At 68.9% G+C, this 22,604-nt stretch carries 18 protein-coding genes; 10 read left to right on the top strand and 8 right to left on the bottom strand.

Features of this window, described 5'->3' with window-relative positions:
- Positions 1–67: 67 nt before the first annotated feature.
- The 6 genes from ileS (at position 68) to GDI_RS02800 (ending at position 8,829) form a co-directional block, all read left to right on the top strand.
- Entirely contained in the window at positions 68–2,974 is a 2,907-nt protein-coding gene (ileS, locus tag GDI_RS02775; protein WP_012223111.1) for an isoleucine--tRNA ligase, read from the top strand.
- On the top strand, positions 2,971–3,495 hold the full coding sequence (gene lspA / locus GDI_RS02780) for a signal peptidase II (RefSeq protein WP_012223112.1): 525 nt from the start codon (positions 2,971–2,973) through the stop codon (positions 3,493–3,495). Before ileS ends, lspA begins: the two co-directional genes overlap by 4 nt.
- Before the next feature lie 44 nt (positions 3,496–3,539).
- Positions 3,540–4,058: a DUF3035 domain-containing protein gene (locus GDI_RS02785; protein WP_012553764.1), complete on the top strand. Its 519-nt coding sequence runs from the start codon at positions 3,540–3,542 to the stop codon at positions 4,056–4,058.
- Positions 4,059–4,111: 53 nt separating this feature from the next.
- Entirely contained in the window at positions 4,112–5,986 is a 1,875-nt protein-coding gene (gene mutL, locus GDI_RS02790; protein WP_322786475.1) for a DNA mismatch repair endonuclease MutL, read from the top strand.
- Positions 5,987–6,152: 166 nt separating this feature from the next.
- Positions 6,153–7,661 (top strand): complex I subunit 4 family protein, encoded by a 1,509-nt coding sequence (locus GDI_RS02795; protein ID WP_041249257.1) that lies wholly within the window; start codon positions 6,153–6,155, stop codon positions 7,659–7,661.
- Positions 7,662–7,806: 145 nt separating this feature from the next.
- The gene (locus GDI_RS02800) at positions 7,807–8,829 is read left to right on the top strand and encodes an MYG1 family protein (protein WP_012223121.1); all 1,023 of its coding nucleotides are present in this window, start codon (positions 7,807–7,809) and stop codon (positions 8,827–8,829) included.
- Between the two features lie 13 nt (positions 8,830–8,842).
- Here the strand turns inward: GDI_RS02800 and GDI_RS02805 are convergent, their stop codons facing one another.
- Genes GDI_RS02805 through GDI_RS02835 form a run of 7 tightly spaced genes read right to left on the bottom strand, consistent with a single transcriptional unit; the run spans position 8,843 to position 15,344 of the window.
- On the bottom strand, positions 8,843–9,457 hold the full coding sequence (locus tag GDI_RS02805) for a nitroreductase family protein (RefSeq protein ID WP_012553760.1): 615 nt from the start codon (positions 9,455–9,457) through the stop codon (positions 8,843–8,845).
- 22 nt (positions 9,458–9,479) lie between these two features.
- Complete coding sequence (locus tag GDI_RS02810) at positions 9,480–10,604, bottom strand: L-dopachrome tautomerase-related protein (RefSeq protein WP_012223125.1); 1,125 nt, start codon at positions 10,602–10,604, stop codon at positions 9,480–9,482.
- Positions 10,605–10,618: 14 nt separating this feature from the next.
- Positions 10,619–11,449: a phosphoenolpyruvate hydrolase family protein gene (locus GDI_RS02815; protein WP_012223127.1), complete on the bottom strand. Its 831-nt coding sequence runs from the start codon at positions 11,447–11,449 to the stop codon at positions 10,619–10,621.
- Positions 11,436–12,656 (bottom strand): Tm-1-like ATP-binding domain-containing protein, encoded by a 1,221-nt coding sequence (locus GDI_RS02820; protein WP_173363364.1) that lies wholly within the window; start codon positions 12,654–12,656, stop codon positions 11,436–11,438. The genes GDI_RS02815 and GDI_RS02820 overlap by 14 nt, the downstream gene beginning before the upstream one ends.
- 14 nt (positions 12,657–12,670) lie before the next feature.
- Positions 12,671–12,988, bottom strand: coding sequence for a putative quinol monooxygenase (locus tag GDI_RS02825; RefSeq protein WP_012223131.1), 318 nt, complete (start codon positions 12,986–12,988; stop codon positions 12,671–12,673).
- A gap of 55 nt (positions 12,989–13,043) precedes the next feature.
- Positions 13,044–14,438, bottom strand: a complete 1,395-nt coding sequence (locus GDI_RS02830; RefSeq protein ID WP_012223133.1) for an aminotransferase-like domain-containing protein — start codon at positions 14,436–14,438, stop codon at positions 13,044–13,046.
- Positions 14,439–14,441: 3 nt separating this feature from the next.
- The gene (locus tag GDI_RS02835) at positions 14,442–15,344 is read right to left on the bottom strand and encodes a LysR family transcriptional regulator ArgP (protein WP_012223135.1); all 903 of its coding nucleotides are present in this window, start codon (positions 15,342–15,344) and stop codon (positions 14,442–14,444) included.
- A gap of 61 nt (positions 15,345–15,405) precedes the next feature.
- Here GDI_RS02835 and GDI_RS02840 point away from each other — a divergent pair, with 61 nt between their 5' ends.
- Positions 15,406–16,749 carry an IS1182-like element ISGdi13 family transposase gene (locus tag GDI_RS02840; RefSeq protein ID WP_012223140.1) on the top strand — a complete coding sequence of 448 codons (1,344 nt, stop codon included), beginning with the start codon at positions 15,406–15,408 and terminating at the stop codon, positions 16,747–16,749.
- Positions 16,750–16,802: 53 nt separating this feature from the next.
- On the opposite strand, the gene GDI_RS02845 is transcribed toward GDI_RS02840, so the two are convergent.
- Positions 16,803–18,257 carry a tetratricopeptide repeat protein gene (locus GDI_RS02845; RefSeq protein ID WP_012223142.1) on the bottom strand — a complete coding sequence of 485 codons (1,455 nt, stop codon included), beginning with the start codon at positions 18,255–18,257 and terminating at the stop codon, positions 16,803–16,805.
- Positions 18,258–18,410: 153 nt separating this feature from the next.
- Between GDI_RS02845 and GDI_RS02850 the strand changes: the two genes are divergently transcribed.
- The 3 genes from GDI_RS02850 (at position 18,411) to GDI_RS02860 (ending at position 22,601) form a co-directional block, all read left to right on the top strand.
- The gene (locus GDI_RS02850) at positions 18,411–19,046 is read left to right on the top strand and encodes a LysE/ArgO family amino acid transporter (RefSeq protein WP_012223144.1); all 636 of its coding nucleotides are present in this window, start codon (positions 18,411–18,413) and stop codon (positions 19,044–19,046) included.
- Between the two features lie 136 nt (positions 19,047–19,182).
- Positions 19,183–20,571 (top strand): glucose/galactose MFS transporter, encoded by a 1,389-nt coding sequence (gene gluP, locus GDI_RS02855; RefSeq protein ID WP_231854199.1) that lies wholly within the window; start codon positions 19,183–19,185, stop codon positions 20,569–20,571.
- Complete coding sequence (locus GDI_RS02860; RefSeq protein ID WP_012223148.1) at positions 20,571–22,601, top strand: beta-N-acetylhexosaminidase; 2,031 nt, start codon at positions 20,571–20,573, stop codon at positions 22,599–22,601. The genes gluP and GDI_RS02860 overlap by 1 nt, the downstream gene beginning before the upstream one ends.
- Positions 22,602–22,604: the final 3 nt, after the last annotated feature.

Raw genomic sequence — 22,604 nt, forward strand, 5'->3', positions numbered from 1 at the left:
CTCCGCATAAGGTTGGGCTTTCGCGGCTTCGCCGCTTCACGCTGTCAGCAGTCAGAAATTCAGGGTCATGACCGAGTCGAAGCCACAGGATCTCTATCGGGACACGGTATTCCTGCCGAAAACCAGCTTCCCCATGCGGGGCAGCCTGCCGAAGCGGGAGCCGGAGATTCTGGCGCACTGGGCCCGGACCGGCCTGGACGAGCGGCTGCACGCCCAGGCCGAAGGCCGCCCGTCCTTCATGCTGCATGACGGGCCGCCCTATGCGAACGGCAACCTGCATATCGGCCACGCGCTGAACAAGATCCTGAAGGACGTGATCAACCGCGCCCACCGCATGGCGGGCTTCGCGGTGCATTACCGCCCGGGCTGGGACTGCCACGGCCTGCCGATCGAATGGAAGATCGAGGAAGAATACCGCAAGACCGGGCGCGACAAGGATTCCGTGCCCGTCCTGCAGTTCCGCGCCGAATGCCGGGCCTATGCCCAGAAATGGCTGGACGTGCAGGCCGCCGAATTCCGCCGCCTGGGCGTCCAGGCGGAATGGGACCATCGCTACGCCACGATGGATTTTTCCTCGGAAGCCACGATCGTCGAGGAAATCGGCCGTTTCCTGCTGAACGGGCTGCTGTATCGCGGCCTGCGCCCGGTAATGTGGAGCCCGGTCGAGAAGACCGCCCTGGCCGAGGCCGAAATCGAATATCGCGACCATGAATCGACGACGATCCATGTCGCCTTTCCCTTTATCCACGATCCGACCCCGGGCCGCGCGCTGCAGGATGTCTCGGCCGTCATCTGGACGACCACGCCCTGGACCATCCCGGGCAACCGCGCCATCGCCTTCGGGCCGGAGATCACCTACGCGGTGCTGCGCGTCGACGGCGTGACCGACGAGGCCCCGCTGGAACCCGGCGCCCGCCTGCTGGTGGCCGAATCCCTGATCGCGCCGTTCTGCGCCGCCGCCGGGATCACCGAGCATTACGTGCTCTACACCCTGCCGGGCGAGGCCCTGGCCGACGCGGTCTGCGCCCATCCGCTGCGGGGCGAGGGCTATGATTTCGAGGTCCCGCTGCTGGGCGGCGACTTCGTCACCACCGATGCCGGCACCGGCCTGGTCCACATGGCCCCCGCCCATGGCGAGGACGATTTCGCCCTGACCGTCGCCAACGGGATCGAGGTCCCGGAAATCGTGCTGGATGACGGGCGCTATGCCGACTGGGTGCCGCTGTTCGCCGGCACGCATGTCTTCAAGGCCGCCGACCCGGTCTGTGCCGCGCTGTCGGCCGCGATGGAGCGCGCCAACCAGGACGGCACGGCGCCCGCCGGGCTGGTCGCGCGGTCCACGCTGGTCCATTCCTACCCGCATTCCTGGCGCTCGCGCGCCCCGGGATCTATCATTTTACGCCGGAGTGGCTCATACCAATGGATGGAGACGGGCACCTGCGCACCCTCGCGCTGTTTGGCGCTGGAGGGTGGAGGCCTTACACCCCGCGCAGGCCCAAAACCGACGACCTCGATGGGAGCGGGCCGGGCGGAGAACATCAGCCGCCAGCGCGCCTGGGGCGTGCCGATCGCGGTCTTCGTGGAAAAGCGTACCGGCGAGGTCCTGCGCGACCCGGCGGTGATGCAGCGCATCGTGGACGCCTTCCGCACCGAGGGCGCGGATGTCTGGTACAGCGCCCCCGCCGCCCGCTTCCTGGGCGAGGACCGCAACCCGGACGATTACGAACAGGTCTTCGACATCGTCGATGTCTGGTTCGAAAGCGGTTCGACCCACGCCTTCGTGCTGGGCCGCGACGGGCTGCCTTTCCCGGCGGACCTGTACCTGGAAGGATCGGACCAGCATCGCGGCTGGTTCCAGTCCTCGCTGCTGGAAAGCGTCGGCACGCGTGGGGTGGCGCCTTATCGCGCCCTGGTGACGAACGGCTTCGTGCTGGACGAGCAGGGGCGCAAGATGTCCAAGTCGCTGGGCAATGTCGTCGCCCCGCAGGACGTCAACGATTCACTGGGCGCCGACATCCTGCGCCTGTGGGTGATGAATTCCGACACCAACGACGATCTGCGGATCGGCGGCGAGATCCTGAAGCAGCAGGGCGAACTCTATCGCCGCCTGCGCAACACGCTGCGCTGGCTGCTGGGCGGGCTGGACGGCTTCACCGAGGCCGAACGCGTCCCCTACGAGCAGATGCCCGAACTGGAACAGTGGGTGCTGCACCGCCTGACCGAACTGGGCGGGCAGGTCGCCCACGCGGTGCGCAGCCACGAATGGGTCGGGCTTTATGGCGCGATCCACGGCTTCTGCGCGTCCGACCTGTCGGCGTTCTATTTCGACGTGCGCAAGGACGCGATCTATTGCGACGGTGCCGGCAGCCTGCGCCGCCGCGCCGCGCGCACGGTGCTGGACCATCTGCATCGCTGCCTGTGCGCCTGGATGGCCCCGGTGCTGGTCTTCACGGCGGAAGAAGCCTGGACCGCCCGCTTCGGCGAGGCCGACAGCGTGCATCTGCAGGCCTTCCCGACCCTGCCCGAGGAATGGATCCGCCCCGACCTGGCCGACCGCTGGACCACGCTGCGCGCGGTGCGCCGCGTGGTGACGACGGAAATCGAGGCCGCGCGCCGCGACGGTGTCGTCGGATCGTCCCTCCAGGCCGCGCTGGACCTGCCCCTGTCGGCGGAAGAGGCCGCGCGCTTCGCCGATATCGACTGGTGCGAACTGGCCATCGTGTCCCAGGCCTCGGTGACGGTGGAACCGGGCGCCGCGTCGATCTACCTGGCCGGCACCGACGGCGCGGACAACGAGGCGGGCGGGGGCGTGGGCATCCATGGCGCGCCGGTCATCTCGGCCGCCGGCGGCCATAAATGCGCCCGCTGCTGGAAGGTGCTGGACGAGGTCGGGACCCATGCGGCCCACCCCGAACTGTGCCTGCGCTGCGTCGAGGTCGTCGAATCCCGGCCCGACCGCGGGCCGGTCGCATGAGCGAGGCCGTCCTGCCCGCCATCCCGCGCCCGGTCCGGCTGTGCCGTACCTTGGGCGCCGCCCTGTTCATCGCGGTGCTGCTGCTGGATCAGGTCAGCAAATACTGGATCCTGCACGGGTTCGACCTGCCGGACCGGGGTTCGGTGCCGCTGCTGCCGGGCCTGAACTTCACCATGGTCTGGAACCGCGCCATCACCTTTGGAATGCTGGGCGGCATGGCCGGAATCGGCCGCGTGGTGTTTTCGGTCGTCTCGCTGCTGATCGTGCTGCTGCTGGGGGTGTGGGTGACGCGCACCACCCGCCCCTGGGTGGCCGGCGCGCTGGGCGCGATCATGGGCGGCGCGGTGGGCAACGTCATCGACCGGATGCACTATGGCGCGGTCGTCGATTTCATCCATGCCCATGCCTATGGCTGGTCCTGGCCGGTCTTCAACCTGGCCGACGCGGCCATCGATTGCGGCGTCGCGGTCCTGCTGTTCGACAGCCTGACCGACCGGCGTTCCCGCGCGCCCGGGGCCTGAGCGAACTCTTGCCCGAAACGTGCAGGAGCGGTATGAGGCGAAGCATGGCGCCCATGCTCTCCCGTCTCGTTCCGTTCACGCTCCTGCTGTCGGGCGGACTCCTCCTTTCCGGCTGCACGGGGGCGGACGTCAACCGGGCCTTCGGCCTGGAACGCGACCTGCCGGACGAATATACGGTGACGACGCGCGCGCCGCTGTCCATGCCGCCGACCCAGGAACTGGCGCCCCCGCACAGCGACGCCGCGCGCCCGCAGGACGAAAGCCCGCGGCTGCAGGCGCTGGAAACCCTGTCGCCCAACGTCGCGCTGCAAAGCGCCGACGGCGCCCCCAGCTCGGGCCAGGCCGCCCTGGTGGACGAGGCCGACGACGCCTCCACCGCATCCGACAAGGGCGAACTGGGCAAGGCCGGGCAGGGCTTCATCGACCAGCTGATGTTCTGGAACGGCGGCGGGGCGGGCAACGTGGTGGACGGCCAGGCCGAAAACCGTCGCCTGCGCCGGAATGCTGCTCTGGGCAACAGCCCGACGCAGGGCGCGACCCCCACGGTCCAGGGCAAGTCCTGATCCCTCTCCCGCGATCGGTTCTTCGGCGCGGTCGCGTTCTGCTCTAGCCTGACATGATGCGCGACTCGTCCAGCCCGCCCGCCCGTCCGGTCATCCGGCGCCTGTCGGAACAGGTCGTCAACCGCATCGCCGCCGGCGAGGTCATCGAACGGCCGGCCGCGGCACTGAAGGAACTGGTCGAAAACGCCATCGATTCCGGGGCCCGGCGCATCGCCGTCCTGCTGGAGCGCGGCGGCATCGAGCGGATCGAGGTCGTCGATGATGGCTGCGGCATGACGCCGGACGACCTGCTGCTGGCGGTCGAGCGGCATTGCACCTCCAAATTGCGCGACGAGACGCTGGTGCGGATCGAAACGCTGGGCTTCCGGGGCGAGGCCCTGCCATCGATCGGCGCCGCCGCGCGGCTGACCGTCACGTCCCGCCCCCATGGGGCCGACAGCGCGTGGCGCGTGTCGGTGGAAGGCGGGCTGGTGGGCGCGCCCGCCCCCTGCGCCGGCCCCCCGGGCACCCGCGTGACGGTCGAGGACCTGTTCTTCGCCACCCCGGCCCGGCGCAAATTCCTCAAGAGCCCCCGGGTCGAGGCCGGCCATGCCGACATTACGGTGCGCCGCCTGGCCCTGTCGGTGCCGGACGTGGCGTTCCGCCTGCAACTGGACGACCGGGTGGTGTTCGACCTGCCGGCCCAGGACCTGGAATCCCGCGTCGCCGCAATTCTCGAATCCGAGGGCGCGGACGGCATGCTGCCGGTCGAAGGCCGGCGCGGCGACCTGGTGCTGGACGGCTTCGCCTGCGGCCCCTCGGTACACCGGGCCACGGCGTCGGGGCAGATCCTGCTGGTCAACGGCCGGCCGGTGGTCGACCCGGTGCTGCGCACGGCGGTGCGCGTGGCCTACCGGCATGTGATCGAACACGGCCGGCACGCGGTGGTCGCCCTGTCGCTGACCATCCCGCCCGACCTGGTTGACGTGAACGTCCATCCGGCGAAGACCGAACTGCGCTTCGCCGACCCCGCCGCCGTGCGTGGGCTGGTCATCGGCGCGCTGGGCCGTGCGCTGGGCAGCGGGGCCGGTGTCGCGGGGGTGCGGCCCGGCCTGCTGCAATCGCGGCCCGCCACGGCGTCGCGGATCTGGTATCCGTCCGCCGACGCGCCATCGGCCGGCCTGGCGCCGGCCGCGGCGCCCGCGCCCGCGATCTTCTCGGCCCCGGGCCGCGACTCGCTGGCCGGCACACGCCTGGATTTGGGCGCCCCGGCCGCGCGGGTGCTGGACGACCCGCCCGCCGCCCCGCCGCCCGATGCCGGTGCGGCGGGCGGGGCAGGGGCCGGCGGCCCGGACGCCGCGCCCCCGGACGCTGCCATTCTGGCCGATGCGGCCGATTATCCGCTGGGGGCGTCGGTGGCGCAGGTCATGGGGACCTATATCGTCGCGGTGTCCGGCGACGGATCGCTGGTGCTGGTGGACCAGCACGCGGCGCACGAACGGCTGACCCATGAACGGCTGCGGGCGCGCTATCTGGACGGCACCCTGCGCGCCAAGCGCCTGCTGCTGCCGAAGTCGTACCCTGCCGCGCGGTACAGGCCGACCTGCTGCTGTCCTTCGCCGGCACGCTGGCGGCGCTGGGGGTGGAAACTCGAACCGTTCGGCGGCGGCGCGGTACTGGTGCGCGCCCTGCCGGCCCTGCTGGGCACGGACGACCCCGCCGGCCTGCTGCGCGACATGGCCGACGAACTGGCCGAGGACGACCTGGCCGACCCGGGCGACACCGGCGCCCTGGACGGCAGGCTGGATGCCGTCATCGCCCGCATGGCCTGCCACGGCAGCGTCCGCGCCGGCCGCAGCCTGACCCGCGCGGAAATGACGCGCTGCTGCGCGACATGGAACGGACCCCCCGCGCCGGCACCTGCTCGCACGGGCGGCCCACCTGGCTGAAGCTGAGCCGCACGGACCTGGAAAAACTCTTCGGCCGCAAATAGTCCCATGCAGCCAATGCAAGGGAAATCGTACGTCCTCGGCAGAACGTGAGCGGCGTGTGGGCTGGTCTCGCCGTCCGAACGGGGATAGGCTTCCGCCATCTTTCACGGACGATGAGACCGACGTGCATCCGATCCTGCTCCCCCTCGTCACGTACCTGCCCCTCGGCGGTGCGCTTGCCATCCTCCTGATGCGCGGCACGTCCGAGGCTGTCGAGGGCGCGTCGCGCTGGGTGGCGCTGTGGACCAGCCTGATCGTCTTCGGCCTGTCGGTGGTGATGTGGGGCGAATTCGATCCGTCCCTGCCGGGCTTCCAGTTCGTCCAGCAGGTCGGCTGGGCCTCGTCCTTCGGCATTTCGTACCATGCGGGCGTGGACGGGATCAGCCTGCTGTTCGTCCTGCTGTCCACCTTCCTGACCCCGCTGGCGGTCATTGGCGGGTGGAAGCTGGTGACGACCCGGGTGCGCGACTACATGCTGGCGGTGCTGCTGCTGGAAACCACGCTGGTCGGCCTGTTCTCGGCGCTGGACCTGGTGCTGTTCTACGTCTTCTACGAGGCGACGCTGATTCCGGGCAGCCTGATGATCGGCGTATGGGGCGGCCCGAAGCGCGTCTGGGCGTCGATCCAGTTCTTCCTGTTCACCTTCGGCGGCTCGCTGTTCATGCTGCTGGCGCTGCTGACGATGTGGAACATGACCGGCACGACCGATATTCCCACGCTGATGCAGGCAACGTTCCCGCGCGCCATGCAGTGCTGGCTGCTGCTGGGCTTCGTCCTGGCCTTCGGGGTGAAGCTGCCGCTGTTCCCGCTGCATGCCTGGCTGCCCGATGCCTATACCGAGGCCCCGACCCCGACCTCGGCCCTGCTGTCGGGCGTGCTGTCCAAGGCCGGCGCCTACGGGCTGCTGCGGTTCGGCGTCCTGATGTTCCCCGAGGCGGCTCGGCTGTTCGCCCCCTATATCCTGACGCTGGGCGTCATCGCGGTGATCTATGCCGCGATCATCGCCCTGGCCCAGACCGACATGAAGCGGGTGATCGCCTATTCCTCGTTCTCGCACATGGGGGTGATCGCGGTCGGCCTGTTCACCCTGACACCCGAAGGGATCGACGGCGCGATCTTCACCATGCTGTCCCACGGCGTGATCATCACCGCGCTGTTCTTCTGCGTCGCCGCTGTCTCGTGGCGGGCGGAAACGCGGTCGATCGACGCGTTTTCCGGCGTGGCGCACAAGATGCCGGTGCTGGCGACGCTGGCGATGCTGTTCGTCATGGCCAATATCGGCCTGCCGGGCACCGGGTCCTTCGTCGGCGAACTGCTGGTGATGGTCGGCGCGATCCACGTCTCGTTCTGGGTGGCCTTCCTGGCCGGCAGCACCATGATCCTGGGCGCGGTCTACATGCTGGTGCTGTATCGCCGGGTCATGTTCGGCGCCGCCGGGCACGGGGTGGTGGCCATGCTGCGCGACCTGACCGGGCCGGAACTGGCGGTGCTGGTGCCCTGTGCCCTGGTCACGCTGTGGATGGGCATCCACCCGACCAGCTTCCTGCGGGTCTTCGACCCGGCGGTGGTCCATGCCGTCGCGGCGCCGGCCCAGGCCTCTGCCGCCGCGCCGATCCACCTCGCCGCACGCTGAACCGTCCCAATCCTGATCGCTCCGAAACGGGCAGGCACGCCGTGCCTGCCCGTTTTGCTGTGGCGAAGCCTATTGTCCGGCCGCCGCCCGTGCGGCATGACGGGGCCGACCAGAAATCAACCCATGTTTGTCAGCAGGCCCGATGATGTCCGAGCATACCCCCATTGGTCTCGATAACGGGACCGCACCCATTCGGGCGCTGACCCATTCGGGGAATTTCCACGCCGACGAGACGCTGGGATATGTCATCCTCCACTACGCGCTTGCGCCGCAGGGGGACCTGCGCGCCCGCGTGCTGGAGGCACAGCCCGGCGATCGGCTGATCTTCGCGCGCACGCGCGCGCCCGAGCGCATTCAGGCGTCCGACATCGTGTTCGATGTCGGCGGCCTGTACGCACCCGCCAAGGGGCGATACGACCATCACATGAAGGACAAGCCGCTGCGCGAGGACGGCACGCCTTACAGCGCGGCCGGATTGCTGTGGAAGGATTACGGCGTCGCGGCGATTCGCAACATTCTCGAAACGCCCCTGGACGATTCCACCGTTGCCGCCATCTGGCAGGCCATCGACAAGTCGCTGATCCTGCCGATCGACCAGGACGACAATGGGGTCGCGAAGATGGGAAAGCTGTCCCTGGCGGATATCGTGTCGGCCTGCGGACCGGCCTGGGATACCGCCGAACTGTACGGGCCGGAGGAAGCCAGGGCGCGAGAGGCCAGGGGCTTTGCAAACGCCGCGGTCGCCGTGGCGTCGCATCTGGTCAATGTGGTCGATCGTGCGCGGGCCAGCCTGAAGGCCACGGACCGGGTGCTGACGGCCTATGACACGGCGGAGGACAAGCGCATCCTGGTCATGGAAACCGGAATGCCGACCGAAAAGGTGATTTTCGAGCACGATCTTCCGGTCGTCTACGTGGTCTCCCCGACCGGTACCGGCCAGTGGAACGTGAAGGCCGTCCCCCCGGTCCGGGGTGATTTCGGGCAGCGGGTGCCGCTGCCCGAAGCGTGGCGCGGCCTGGAGCGGGAGGCGCTGGCCGGCATCTCCGGCGTTCCCGATGCCGTGTTCGCCCACCCGGCGCGCTTCATCTGTGGTGCGGGAAGCCGGGACGGCGCGATCAGGATGGCGCGCCTGGCGCTGGAGATCGGCGCCGCCCCGCCTCCCGCGTGACCGGATCGTCCGGTTACGCCCCAAACGTGTTTTCGAAAATAATCTCGTCGGCCGGCAGGATGCCGCCCGTGGGATAGGGCTCGGACGCGGGCTTTCCCACGGCCACGAACATGACGATCTCGTGGTCCGCCGGCAGCTTGATCAGCTTGCCGACGGCCGCGAAATCGAAACCGTCCATCGGGCAGGTGGCGTAGCCCATGCTTTCGGCCAGCAGCATGATCGCACCTGCCGCCATGCCGCAGGACCGCATGCCCTCGTCACGCTGGACGTCTTCGCGTCCGCGATAATACTGGTCGATCGCCCCCACCATGAAATCGCGTACGGATGAATCCGCATTTTCCCAGTAGCGCGCGGGGTATTTTTCCCAGGCCTTGATATCGGCGCACAGGACCAGCAGGACCGACGCATCCGTCACCTGCGGCTGGTCCCACGCGACCTTGCGGATATCCTGGCGCAGTTTCGGATCGCTGACGGCCACGAAACGCCAGTTCTGGATGTTGAAGGCCGTCGGCATCCGGCGGGCGAGGCCGAGAATGGCATCAAGATCGCCGGCGGGCATGCGGTGGCCGGCATCGAAATTCTTGGTGGCCCGGCGTTTGAGAATGGCGCTGGCAACATCAAGGGTCATTACGGGGTTCTCCTTTGTTCCGTCAGTCATCATGGGCGGGGGGCAGGTGGGCGTCGAGCGTGAAGATGCTCACCGGCAGCCTGACACGCGACACGCCGTCGCGCTGGAACGTGGCGGTGCGATCAAGCTGGACCGCCGGTATCCATAGCGTCCCCTTGCGGTCGATCCACATCGCGTCCGCCCAGACCAGGCGCGGATCGGCGATGAAAACCGACCCCTGGCCCTGCGGCGTGATCTTCAGGATGCGCAGCCGGTCCACATCGGACACATACAGGTTGCCGTCCCCGTCGATGGCCGTGCCGCCGGTCGTCGGCGTATTATAAAATGGCGTGACGCGGGCATTGAGCTGCGCATCCGTCAGGCCGGGATTCTCCAGGTCCGCCATAGGGATTTTCGACATCGGACCGGAACTGGGCTGAAAATACAGGGTGCCGCCATCGGGCGAAACCTCCAGCTGGTCCGCGTGGACGCGGGCTTCCCGGTTGCCGGTCATCATCACGCGGCCTTCGGCCCGCATCGGGCGTTCGTCCGTCGTGCTGGCCTGGTGCGACAGGACGCGGCGCTGGCGGCCGGTACGCAGGTCGACCAGGATCAGCGCCGGGTCCCCGGCATCGGTCAGGATCAGCGTGTCGCCATGGAACCGCAGATCGTCCACATAGCTGTGTGGCGTCGTGCCCTGCCGCAGGGTGATCACATGGACCGGCCGGCCCGTCGCGATGTCGAACGCGACAAGCTTGGCCGGCGCGCCGTCGGGCGGATTGGGCTTCCCCCCGACATTCGCTTCGCCGGAATCCACGATCCACAGCAACCCGTCCGGCCCCATGCGCAGCGCGTTGACGCGCACGAAGCTGTGCGCCGCGTCATGGGAATGGGTCCAGTCGTTCCACGCGGTATCGGGGAACGGACGCACGGACCCGCCCGGCATCTTCTCGGCCACCGTCGGGCCGTCGCCGCCGCCGCCCCAATAGGGAAAGGACAGGAACACGCGCCCGGTGTCGGAAAGCGTGACCGCATTCATGATCCGCCCGGACGCATAGGCCGTCCGCAGGGCCGAACCCGGATAGGACGCGGCCCGCGCACCCGGTGCCATCAGGGCCAGGGCGGCCCCCGCCAGGGCAGGGAGGAAAACGCGAGATGAGACAGGCATGTCTGGCTCCTCTTCTAGCGCGTCATGGCCTTGAATGTCCGGGTCTGTTCGACCAGTGCCGTTTCGACGGGCAGGCGTTCCATGCTGGATGCACCGTAGAAGCCGTGGCAGTCCGGGCAGGCGTCCAGCACCTTCTGCGCATCGGCCGGCATCGCGATCGGGCCGCCGTGACACAGCACGATCACGTCGTCGCGCACGGTTTTCGCGGCGTCCGTGATCTCGTTGATCAGCTTTATGGAATCCTCGAGCGTGAAGGCCGTCTCGGCCCCGATGCTGCCGCCCGTCGTCAGTCCCATATGGGCCACCAGGATATCGGCCCCGGCCCCGGCCATGTCCTTCGCCTGCGCCACGTCGAAGACATAGGGCGTCGTCAGCATGTCCTTCCTGCGCGCGCGGGCGACGACATCGACCTCCAGGCTGTAGCTCATGCCGGTTTCTTCCAGGTTCTTGCGGAAGTTTCCGTCGATCAGGCCGACCGTGGGGAAATTCTGGATGCCCGAAAACCCGACGCGGCTTATGTCGTCCAGGAACACGTCGAAATCCACGAACGGATCGGTGCCGTTCACCCCGGCCAGGACCGGCGTGTTCGGGACGACGGGCAGGACCTCGCGTGCCATGTCCATGACGATCTGGTTGGCGTTGCCATAGGCCAGGACGCCGGCCAGCGATCCGCGCCCGGCCATGCGGTAACGGCCGGAATTGTAGATGACGATCAGGTCGATGCCGCCGGCCGCCTCGCACTTGGCGGACAGGCCGGTCCCCGCGCCGCCGCCGATGATCGGCTTGCGGTCGTCGATCATCCTGTGCAGGCGGGCAAGGATGGTGCTGCGTTCAATGCGGGGCATGGGGGTGACTCTCCTTGAAAAGGGTGCGGAATTCCGTGACCATGGCCTGGGCGAAGGCCGGGTCGTTCAGGGCAAGCGGCAGGCTGATGAAACGCCGCCGATCGGTCTGTTCCAGCGTGGACGCCAGCGCGTCGCGGAAGGCCGCGTTCGCCGCCGGGTCGTGAAAGGGCTGACCGGGACGATCGAGCTGGGAAAATCCCTTTTCCGGATAATAGAAGCGCACGGGCCCGTGGCAGCGGTTGAGGCGCGCGCCGATCAGGCGTCCCATCTGTCCGCATTCCTCGGCCGTCGTGCGCATCAGCGTGATGAACGGATTATGCTGCACGAAAACCCGGTCGCGATACCGCTGCGGCACCGTCTCCCGGGCGCCGAAATTGACCATGTCCAGCCCGCCGCAGCTTCCGACATAGGGCACACCGGTCGCGGCGACGGCATCCAGGCGCCCGGCCTCGCAGGGGAAGATGCCGCCCGCGACGAAATCGCAGAACTCGGTGGTGGTGATGTCGAGCACGCCGCCGATCATGCCCTGGCGCACAAGCCGTTCCATCGACCGCCCGCCGGTTCCGGTGGCGTGGAAGACAAGACATTCGAAATCCCCTGTCAGGATATGCATCGCCTCCGTAACGCAGGGTGTGGTGACGCCGAACATGGTGATGCCCACCGCCGGACGCGTGCCGGCATCATGCGGCGCGGGGTGCAGCACCATGCCCGCCATGGCGTTGGCGGCGTTGGCCAGGATGGTGCGCGAAATACGGTTCAGCCCCTGAAGGTCGACGACCGAATAGACCATGGACAGATCGGATTCGCCCACATAGGGCGCCACGTTTCCCGATGCGACGGTGGAAACCAGGATCTTGGGCAGGCCGATCGGCAGGTCCTGCAGGGCCGGCGCGACAAGGGCCGTGCCGCCGGAGCCGCCGATCGCGATCACGCCGGCCAGGTCGGCGCGGCCCGGCAGGAAACGCCGCAGCGCCTCGGACATCGCCGCGATGGCGCGCCCGCGCTCGCCGCAGAAGACCGCGGCAGCGCCATCGGGGTGGCAGGCCGCCACCTGTCGCGCGGTGATGTCGGCGGCGCACGGGTCCTCGCGGGTGCCGACATCCACGATATGGCTGCCGACGCCCCGTCCGGTCAGGACCGATCGCAGATAGTCCAGTTCCGCGAACTTGGTATCCGCCGTTCCCAGAAGATAGACGGACGGGATCATGATCTCCCCCATTCTCAGGCCAGGGCCGGCACGTCCTGCAGCAGGGTGACGCTCAGCGGGCCGGCCTTGCCCTGGTCGAACATCGCCTTCATCGCCAGGAAATGGGGCTGCCTTTCATGGTCCTCGATCGCGGCAAGGCTTTTCCATTGTTCCACGAAGACCAGATGCAGCGGATCATGGATGTCCCGGCGGCAGGTATAGGACAGATTGGCGGCTTCCTGCCGTGACGCCCTGATGCAGGCGGCGATCGCAGCCAGGACCTCCTCCGCGTGCTCGTCCTGGATATGGAACGTCGCGACGATCGTCACGGGGCCTTGCGGATCATCGGGCATGGCGGGTCTCCGACCGTGTGTGCGAACGGCGCAACCCTAACCGCGGGGGACACTTTCAGGATATCGCTATAGTGTCACGTGACACTTTTGCCTGTGACAGGTCACAGGCCTGCCGGACGCGCCGCAGGGCTTCGGGAAGGGTACGAAACGTGACGCTTCCCAGGGCAAGCCGGACGCCCGTCCCGCCGCCTGCCGTGCGTGCGGCCGCATCGCCGCTGCTGAACGTATGCGGGCCGGGCAGGGAAACGCCCAGCATCCGCGCGCGCCCGACCATCTCTTCCGCCTGGGCGGCCGGCATCGGCAGCCAGGCATGAAAGGCGTGATAGGTGGGGGCGGCCATCCACTCCCCCAGGATGGAAACCGCCAGGTCCTGACGGCGAATCGCCTCGGCGTGCAGGGATGTGCGGACGCTCTCGGCCGTGCCGTCCTGCATCCATTGCGCCATCATCGCGTAGGACAGGGGGGCGATCATCAGCGAGGACGCCAGAAGCGCGGGCAGGCACGCCCCGGCGTGGCGGGGCGGGGGAATCAGCACGCCGATACGCAGTCCCGGACTGAGGATCTTCGACAGGCTGCTGACGTGAAAGGTCCGCTCCGGCGCCAGGTCAAGCAGCGACGGCCGCGCGGGATCGCGCTCGCGGACATACACGCCGTCCTCGATCACCAGCGCATCCGCCCGCCGGCAGAGGCGCGCGATGTCCTGCCGCCGCGCCGTCTCCATGGTCGCGGATGTCGGATTCTGCATGGTGGGCGTCAGGTAGACGACGGCGCGCTGGTGCCGCCGGCGGGTCAGCACGGCCTCGAGCGACGCGGGAAGCATGCCCTGGGCGTCCATGGCCACGGATTCGATCTCCAGGCCGGCCTGGCGCATCACGCCCAGCATGCCGGGATAGGTCTGCGCCTCGGTCACGGCATAGCCGACATGGGGCCGCGCGACGGTCAGGGCCACGTTCAGTGCCTGCTGCGCCCCGCTGGTCAGCAGCAGCCGTTCGGGCTCGGCCTCGGTTCCCAGCGCCGCCAGCCAGCGCGCCATGATGCGGCGGTGTTCCAGATGCCCGGCGACGGGCGGATAGATGTTGAACAATCTGGGGTCGATGGTGCGGGCCAGCCGGTTGAGCGTGCGGGCCAGCGCCCTGTCGCTGAACATGGGCGGCGGCATGTTGGTCGCCAGGTCGATCTGGTCGCTGGCCTGGTCCGGGCGCGCGGCGACGAAGGTGCCCCGGCCATGGACGCTCCGGACCAGTCCGCGCCGTTCCAGGATGGCATAGGCCCGCGTGACCGACCCGACGCCGATTCCCAGCCGCCAGGCCAGGTCGCGATGCGCCGGCAGCCGGTCATCGACCTTCAGGCTGCCCGACAGGATATCGCCGCCAAGCGCCTCGGCCAGTCGTTCGGCCGGTGATTGCGCGCCCTCGGCCAGGTGGGGCGTCCAGGGCGAATGGTGGCGCATCGTCTACCCGTCCAGCAGGCCGCGCGCCGCCGCCGCGACCACGTCGCGGGTCAGCGCGTCCAGCAGCCGCGTGCCGATGCGCGCATGCTGCCAGTAGAGCGGCACGTCCAGGTATCGTCCCGCCGCCAGGCCGACCAGGCGGCCGGCGGCCAGGTGCTCCGCCACCATCGGAAGCGGGTTCACGCACCAGCCCAGGCCGGCCAGCGCCGCATCGACGAACCCGTGGGCCGAGGGAATCCAGTGGGTCGGCGCGTCCGGGGCGGTTCCCAGCGCCGCGCGGGCCCATCGTTCGTGCAGGTGGTCCCGGCGATCGAACCGCAGGACCGGGGCGCGGGCCAGCGCCGCCGCATCCACGCCGCCCGCGAACCACGCCGCCATGAAGGACGGGGACGCCGCCGCCGCGTAGCGCAGGGCACCCAGCGGCACCGTCCGGCATCCCTGGACGGGGGTGCGGTCGGTAGTGACGGCGGCCAGGACATCGCCCGATCGCAGCCGTTCGGCGGTATGGTCCTCGCCCGCGATGACCAGGTCGACCAGCCGGTCGCCCCGGCCGGCGAAGGACGCGACGGCGGGGATGAACCAGGTGGCCAGGCTGTCGGCATTGACCGCGACGCGGATGGTCGGCGGCCCGGCCTCGGCCCCCTGGCCCGCCAGGGCCGGCAGCGCGGATGCCATCTCGCCTTCCAGCAGGCGCACCCGGTCCACATGCGCGCACAGGCGCGCGCCGATCGCGGTCGGGGTGCAGGGCTGGCCCCGTACGATCAGGATCGCGCCCAGCCGGTCCTCCAGCGCCCGCACGCGCTGCGACACGGCGGACGGCGTCACCCCCAGCGCGCTGGCCGCGCGCTCGAAACTGCCCTCGCGCGCGACCGAGGCCACGGCCGACAGCGCGGCATAGTCCAGCATGGATCTAGCAGGCTGTCGGGTTGGGGTACCTGGCTCTGGCGATCTGCGGTAAGCTTTCAGGATGAGCAGCTTCATTCCGTTTGATCGATCGCAGCCGTATCTTCTGCCGCCGGATCTGAAGTCATGGCTGCCGTCGGACGATGTGGCGCATTTCATCGTGGCGGCGGTAGAGCGGGTGCCGTTGAGGGCATTTTCCGTTCCTGTGCGGACTGGCGGCAAGGCGCAGTATCATCCGCGCCTGATGCTGGCGCTGCTGATTTACGCCTATGCGAACGGCGTGTTCTCATCGCGTCGGATCGAACGGGCGACATATCGTGATATCGGTATGCGCTTTGTGGCGGCGAACCTGCATCCTGACCATGACACGATCGCGACGTTCCGGCGCGGCAACCGCACGGCGATCGAGGCAGCGTTCATGCATGTACTCCTGCTGGCACGCGAGACGGGACTGGTGCGGCTTGGCACGGTGTCGATCGACGGCACGAAGATCGATGCCAATGCCTCGAAATACCGTTCCATTCGTTATGATCGCGCGAAAGAGCTGCGCGAGAAACTGGCCACCGATATCTCCACCCTGATGGAACGGGCAGAGGCGGCGGATACAACCGATGTGGATCATCAGGCGTTGCCGGAGGAACTGGCCCGGCGGGAGGCTCTGAAGGCAAAGCTGGATGAAGCCTGTGCGCGACTGGAGGCGGAAGCCCGCGAGCAGGCCAAGACCGCCCGACCAGAATATGAGCGCAAGAAGGCAGCTTTTGATGCGAAGCGGGGACGGCGCGGTCGGCCGCCGAAAGAACCGGACGATGAACCGCCACCAGACCGGCAGATCAACCTGACCGATCCGGACAGCAAGCTGATGCGCCGCTCCGACGCGCATGAATACCGGCAAGCCTACAATGCCCAGGCCGTGGTTTGTGCCGAGGGCAGCCAGTTGATCTTGGAAAATGGCGTCGTTGCGACGACGGCGGACGCGCCCAGCTTCGCCGCCACCATCCTGGGTATGGAGGAGAGGATCGGCCTGCCACGAACCGTCCTCGCCGACACGGGTTTCGCCAGCGGCAAAGCCGTCGAAACGTTGCAGGCCAGCGGCGTGGACCCGCTGGTCGCCATCGGACGCCCTGTGAATCGGCGCCCTTATGACTTCCGGCCAGAACCGCCACCCAGGGAGCCGCGCCGGATCACCGAGCCCTGGCGCCTGGAAATGAAGGCCAGGCTGCAACAGAACCCGGCAAAAGCCCTTTACGCCTTACGCAAGCAGACCGTCGAACCGGTCTTCGGTATCATCAAGAGCGCCATGGGCTTCACCCGTTTCCATCTCCGTGGCCTCCCCAACGTCGCAACAGAATGGACGCTCGTCGCCCTCGCATATAATTGCCGTAGGATCACGCGACTGACGGCCGCATAAACGCCGTCGTCGCCATCACTCATCACTACGGCAGCGCCCAATCCGACAGCCTGCTAGATCCTCCCGATCGCGGACGGGGCGGCATGACGCGCCTCGGCCAGCGCATGCAGCGCGGCGGTGATGTCCCGCACCGGCCCGGACCAGTCGCCGGGCTGGCTCTGGCGGAAGACGTGCAGGCTGTCGTACCAGGGGGAATCCGTCCGGCCGGACAGCCAGCGCCAGCACTGGTCGAAGCGGGACAGCATCCAGGCGGGCTTGCCCAATCCGGCGGCGAGATGGACCGTGGACGTATCGACGGCGATCACCAGGTCCAGGTTGGCGACCAGGGCGGCCGTGTCGCTGAACTCATGAAGCAGGCCGGTATGGTCGATCAGGACCATGCCGGGCGGCGGCGTGCGCGCCTGGTCGGCCCGGTTCCCGATCTGCAGGCTGTAGAACACGAAATCGGCCGATACGGCGGCAAACGGTGCGAAGGTCGCAAGGTCCGTCGAACGGCGTTTGTCGATCTGCTCGTATTCCCGCACCCCGCGATGCGGGGCACCCGCCCAGACCAGCCCGATCCGCACCGGGCGGGTCGGTCCGGCCGGGGCGGGACCCTCCGCGCCAAGCCGTGCCGCCCAGTGCCGCACCTTGCGCGGGTCGGCGCGCAGGAAGCCCGACGCGGCGGGAATGTCGGCCATTGCGATACCCAGCGCATGGGGCAGGCTCAGCACCGAACAGTGCAGGTCGTGACGCGGCGCGGGTTCGTCGTGGGGGACGAAGGTCAGGCCGGGAAATGAATCCCGCAGCAGCGACAGCAGTTCCCTGCGCACGCCGGTCACGACCCGGCCGCCCCGGCGGGCGGCGAGCGGGATGAAACGGGAAAACTGGATCATGTCCCCGAAGCCGCCTTCGGTATGGATCAGCAGGGTTTTTCCGTCGAACGGCTCGCCCTGCCATTGCGGCGTGGCCGGGCGGTGCGCGCGCATGTCCAGCGTGGTCCAGCGCCATTCATATTCCCTGAAGCCTTCGGGGTATTTCCCCTGTGCCAGAAGGGATATGGCATAGTTGCTGTGGCGCCTCGCATCGTCCGGCAGCAGCCGGATCGCTTCGCGGTGAAAGATCTGGGCCATGTCGTGGCGGCCCAGCCTGTCCAGTGCGACGCCCAAATTGCTGAAGGCGACCGGCAGGACCGGCTTGCGCTCCAGGCCGCTTTGCAGGACGGCGACCGCGTTCTGATATTGCTGCATGTAGATCAGGGCACAGCCGAGATTTCCCCACCCTTCGGGCAGGTCCGGTGCCAGCCGGATCGCATGGATGAGAATGTCGTGGGCCCTCTGGTACTGGCCCAGCGAGCAGAGCAGGCTGCCGTAATTGATCAGCAGGCGCGCATCGTCGGGACGTTTCGCCAGGTCGCGCAGATAGGCCTGTTCCGATTCCTCCAATCGTCCCGCCTGCTGCAGGACGTCGCCTTCTTCCCCGGACGCGCACAATGACAGGGGCAGGATGGACGGCCTGTTCCGATGCATGACGTCGCCCCCGCCGGTGATGAACCCAGGGGCGGGAGCCTACGCGGCGGCCGTCGTGTTTTGAAGGGTCCTCCGGTTTTTAATTTAGATCTCCTTAATCGGGGATAGAAACTTAAGCTGGTCTGTGCTCCCTCCGCCCGGCATGGAAGCGCCATGTTTTTCGCTTCCAGCTTTGCCAGCGGCTTCGGCCTGGCCGCCGCCCTGATCGTCGCCGTCGGTGCCCAGAATATCTTCGTCCTGCGCCAGGGGCTGCGCCAACGGCACGTCGCGCCCGTGGTGGCGTTCTGCGCCCTGTCCGACCTGCTGCTGGTCTCGGCCGGGGTGGCGGGCATCGGCATGCTGCTGCACACGCTGCCGGGGCTGGTCCGGCAACTGACCTGGGGGATGTCCCTGGGCGGCGCGGTGTTCCTGTCCTGGTACGGGATCAGCGCGGCGCGTCGCGCGCTGGCACCCGGCGCGCTGGTGACCGGCGGCGCGGAAGGGCCGGATACGCTGGCCGGGACGATGGGCCGGGCGGCGGCGTTCACCTACCTCAACCCGCATGTCTATCTGGATACGGTGCTGCTGATGGGGGCGGTCGGCGGGGCCCTGCCCGGCGGGGCGCGGCCGCTGTTCGTCGCCGGGGCCGCCACGGCCAGCGCGCTGTGGTTCGTGGTGCTGGGCTACGGCGCGCGGCTGCTGGGGCCGGTCTTCGCCCGTCCCGCCGCCTGGCGGGTGCTGGACAGCATGGTGGCGGCGGTGATGATGGTCATGGCCGTCATGCTCGCCGCCCGCAGCGTCGGTCCGTAAACGCGCGCTGGTGGCGATCCGGCGCGCGTTTCCGGACCTACACCGGTGCTGATGGCGGAAGGCATCTGGGCCATTCGGCGGGGCGTGCTATCGTCATCGTGACGTCCCATCTTTCGCCGCCGGAAGGAACAGCCTCTTGACGACCCCGTCCGTGACCAGTCCGGCCGGCGCCCATGGCTGGCGCCCGATCGTCATCATGGCGATCCTGTTCTTCAGCATCGGCTTCGTCACCTGGCTCAATGGGCCGCTGATCACCTTCGTGCAGCTTGCCTTCAACCTCAGCGATGTCGCGGCGTTCCTGGTTCCGGCCTGTTTCTACCTGGCCTATTTCGTGTTTCCCATTCCCGCCACCCTGCTGGCGCGCCGCACCGGGCTGAAAGCCGGCATGGCGGTCTCGCTGATGGTGATGGCGGGCGGGACGGCGCTGTTCGGCGAATGCGTGACCGCGCGCTGGTATCCCGGCGCGCTGGCCGGGCTGGGGGTCATCGGCGCCGGCCTGTCGCTGCTGCAGGTGACGATCAACCCCTATGTCAGCCTGCTGGGCCCGCATGCCCGCGCGGCGCAGCGCATCGCCATCATGGGCACGGCGAACAAGTGCGCGGGCATTGTCGCCCCGCTGGTGTTCGCCGGGCTGGTCATGCGCGATATCGGCGGCATCGCGGCGCAGGTCCGCGCCGCGCCGTCGGCGGCGGCGCGTGACGCCGTCCTCGCCCGTTTCACCCATGCGGTGCATGCGCCCTATCTGGCCATGGCGGTGCTGCTGCTGGGGTTGGCGGTATGGATCCTGCGCGCGCGCCTGCCATCCATCGCCATCGGCCGGGAGGACACGGCCGACGCGGCCGGCCATGCGGAGGGGCCGGCGCGGGGCGGCGTTCCCCTGCTGTGCCTGGGCGTGTTCAGCACGTTCCTCTATGTCGGGGTAGAGGTCATGGCCGGCGACGCGATCGGGATGTACGGGCGCGGATTCGGCCTGTCGCTGGACGTCACCAAATATTTCACCGCCCTGACCCTGGCGGCGATGATGGCGGGCTACCTGGCGGGCATGGCCGTGGTGCCGCGCCTGGTCTCGCAACTGCAGTACATGGGTCTGTCCTGCGGGCTGGGGCTGGTGCTGTGCGGGGCGGCGTGGGTCAGCAGCGGGCTGGTCTCGGTCCTGTGCGTGGCGCTGCTCGGCTTTGCCAACGCCATGATCATGCCGGCGCTGTTTCCGGTGGTCATGCGCATGATGGACCGGCATGCCGACCGCGCGGCGGCGCTTCTGGTGATGGCGTTCTCGGGCGGGGCGGTGCTGCCGCAGGTCTTCGTGCATCTGGCGCAGACCCGCGGGGCGCACGCCGCCTTCGTGCTGGTCGCGGCCCCGTCCTATCTGGTGATCCTGGCCTATGTCGGCCTGATGCGGCGGCGGACGGCGATTGCCGGTCCGGGGGCCGGTGGCGGCATGGCGGGCGGCGTGGCGGCCGCGGCGCTGGGCGCGGTGCTGGCCGTGGCGCTGCCGGCGGGGCACGCGCGGGCGGCACCGGCGTGATGCCGCTGCCCGCCTCGGCGCATTATTCCGGCCAGACCCTGTCCCTGGCCAACGGCCTGGCCGTGCAGTGGGACCACGCGCCGACACCCCTGCTGCGCCGCGCGGCCGATCGGCTGAGGGCACGCCTGGACCGGCTGGCCGGCCGGGTGCTGCCGGCCGACGACCACGCGTCGGGGGCCGCGATGCTGCGGGTCCGCTACGGGGCCGACCCGTCCTTCCTCGCCCTGGGCGAGAAGGAGCAGTACCGCCTGGCCGTCCGTCCGGACGGCATCACGCTGGACGCCGCCGGTCCCGCCGGGGTGCTGGACGGGTTCGCCACCCTGGCGCAACTGGCGGCGCAGGGGCCGCAGGGCCCGGTGCTGATGCAGGCCGATATCGACGACCGGCCGCGCTTTCCCTGGCGCGGCATCATGATCGACGTCTCGCGCCACTTCATGCGCATCGAGACCCTGCATCGGCAGATCGACGCGATGGAGCAGGTGAAGCTGAACGTGCTGCACCTGCATCTGGGCGATTCCCAGGGATTTCGGGTCGAAAGCCGGCTGTTCCCGGGCCTGCAGCGGCAGGGGTCGCATGGCCAGTTCTATACCCAGGCCCAGATCCGCGACCTGGTCGCCTACGCCGCCGATCGCGGCGTGCGCATCGTGCCGGAATTCGACACGCCCGGCCACGCGCTGGCCATCCTGCTGGCCTATCCCGCGCTGGCGGCCCAGCCGGTCGATCCGGCCATGCCGGACCCCGACGACGCGGCGCTGAACCCGACGCTGGATGCCACGCTGCACTTCGTCACGCAGCTATACGGCGAAATGGGGCGCCTGTTCTCGGATCGCTATTTCCATGCCGGCGGCGATGAGGTGCAGGCCGAACAATGGACCCGCAATCCGAAGATTACGGCGTTCATGAAGGCCCACGGCTTCGCGGACACCGCGTCGCTGCAGGCGGCCTTTACCGCGCGGGTGCAATCCGTGCTGGCCCGCCAGGGCAAGATCATGGTGGGCTGGGACGAGGTCAGCGCGGCCCCGATTCCCAAAAGCGTGGTGGTCGAGGCCTGGCGGTCGTCCAAATTCATCGGCACCGCCACCCGGGCGGGCCACCCGGTCGTGGTCTCGGCCGGCTATTATCTCGACCTGCTGAACCCGGCGGAGCAGCATTACCGGGTCGATCCGCTGGACGTGCAGGCCAGCGGCCTGACCCGCGCGCAGGCCGATATCAAGCGCGTGACGATGGGCCCCCTGGTGGACGCCTTCACGCTCGACCCCACCCTGCCGCCGCTGGATGCCGCGCAGCAGAAGCTGGTGCTGGGCGGCGAGGCCCCGCTGTGGAGCGAACTGGTCACGGACGAAACGCTGATGCGCGCCTGTGTGCCGCGCGCCGCCGCCATAGCCGAGCGGTTCTGGTCGCAGCCGGAGATCCGCGATGTCGATGGCATGGATCGCCGCCTGACGGAGGTGGCGAGCCGCCTGGAGGTGACCGGCCTGCAGGCGCGGGCGAACGCCTATCGGATGCAGGCCCGCCTGGCGCCCGCCGATCCCGGGGCGGTCGCCTGCCTGATGGGTGCCGTGATGCCGGTGCGCAATTACGCCCTGAACAGCTTCGTCCGGCGCAGCGGCCAGGTGCGGTTCGACGAACTGGCGGAAATCGCATCCCCCGACCCCATCGCCGCGATGCGGTTCAACGCGCTGGCCGCGCGCTTCGCCGCCGGGGATCGCGGCGTGGCGGAGGCGTTGCGGGCGCAACTCGGCGCGTGGGCCGCGTGCGGGGATCGCTTCGCCACGGTCGCGCAGGGCGTGGGCGCGCTGGAACAGGGCCTGCCGGTGGCGCGGGACATCGCGGCCCTGGCCCGCATCGGGCTGGCCGCCCTGTCCGGCCCCCTGGACGACGCGCAGCGCCGCGATGCCGTGGCACGGATCGCAGCCGACCAGGCGGTGGTCGAGTCGTTTGCCGGCGTGGTGCGGACCCACGGCGTGAAACCGCCGCCCGCCGGGCTGCTGGTGGCGATCCTGCCCGGGATCAGGTCCCTGATGGGGTAGCAG

The organism is Gluconacetobacter diazotrophicus PA1 5 (assembly GCF_000067045.1).
GTDB classification, from domain to species: Bacteria; Pseudomonadota; Alphaproteobacteria; order Acetobacterales; family Acetobacteraceae; genus Gluconacetobacter; species Gluconacetobacter diazotrophicus.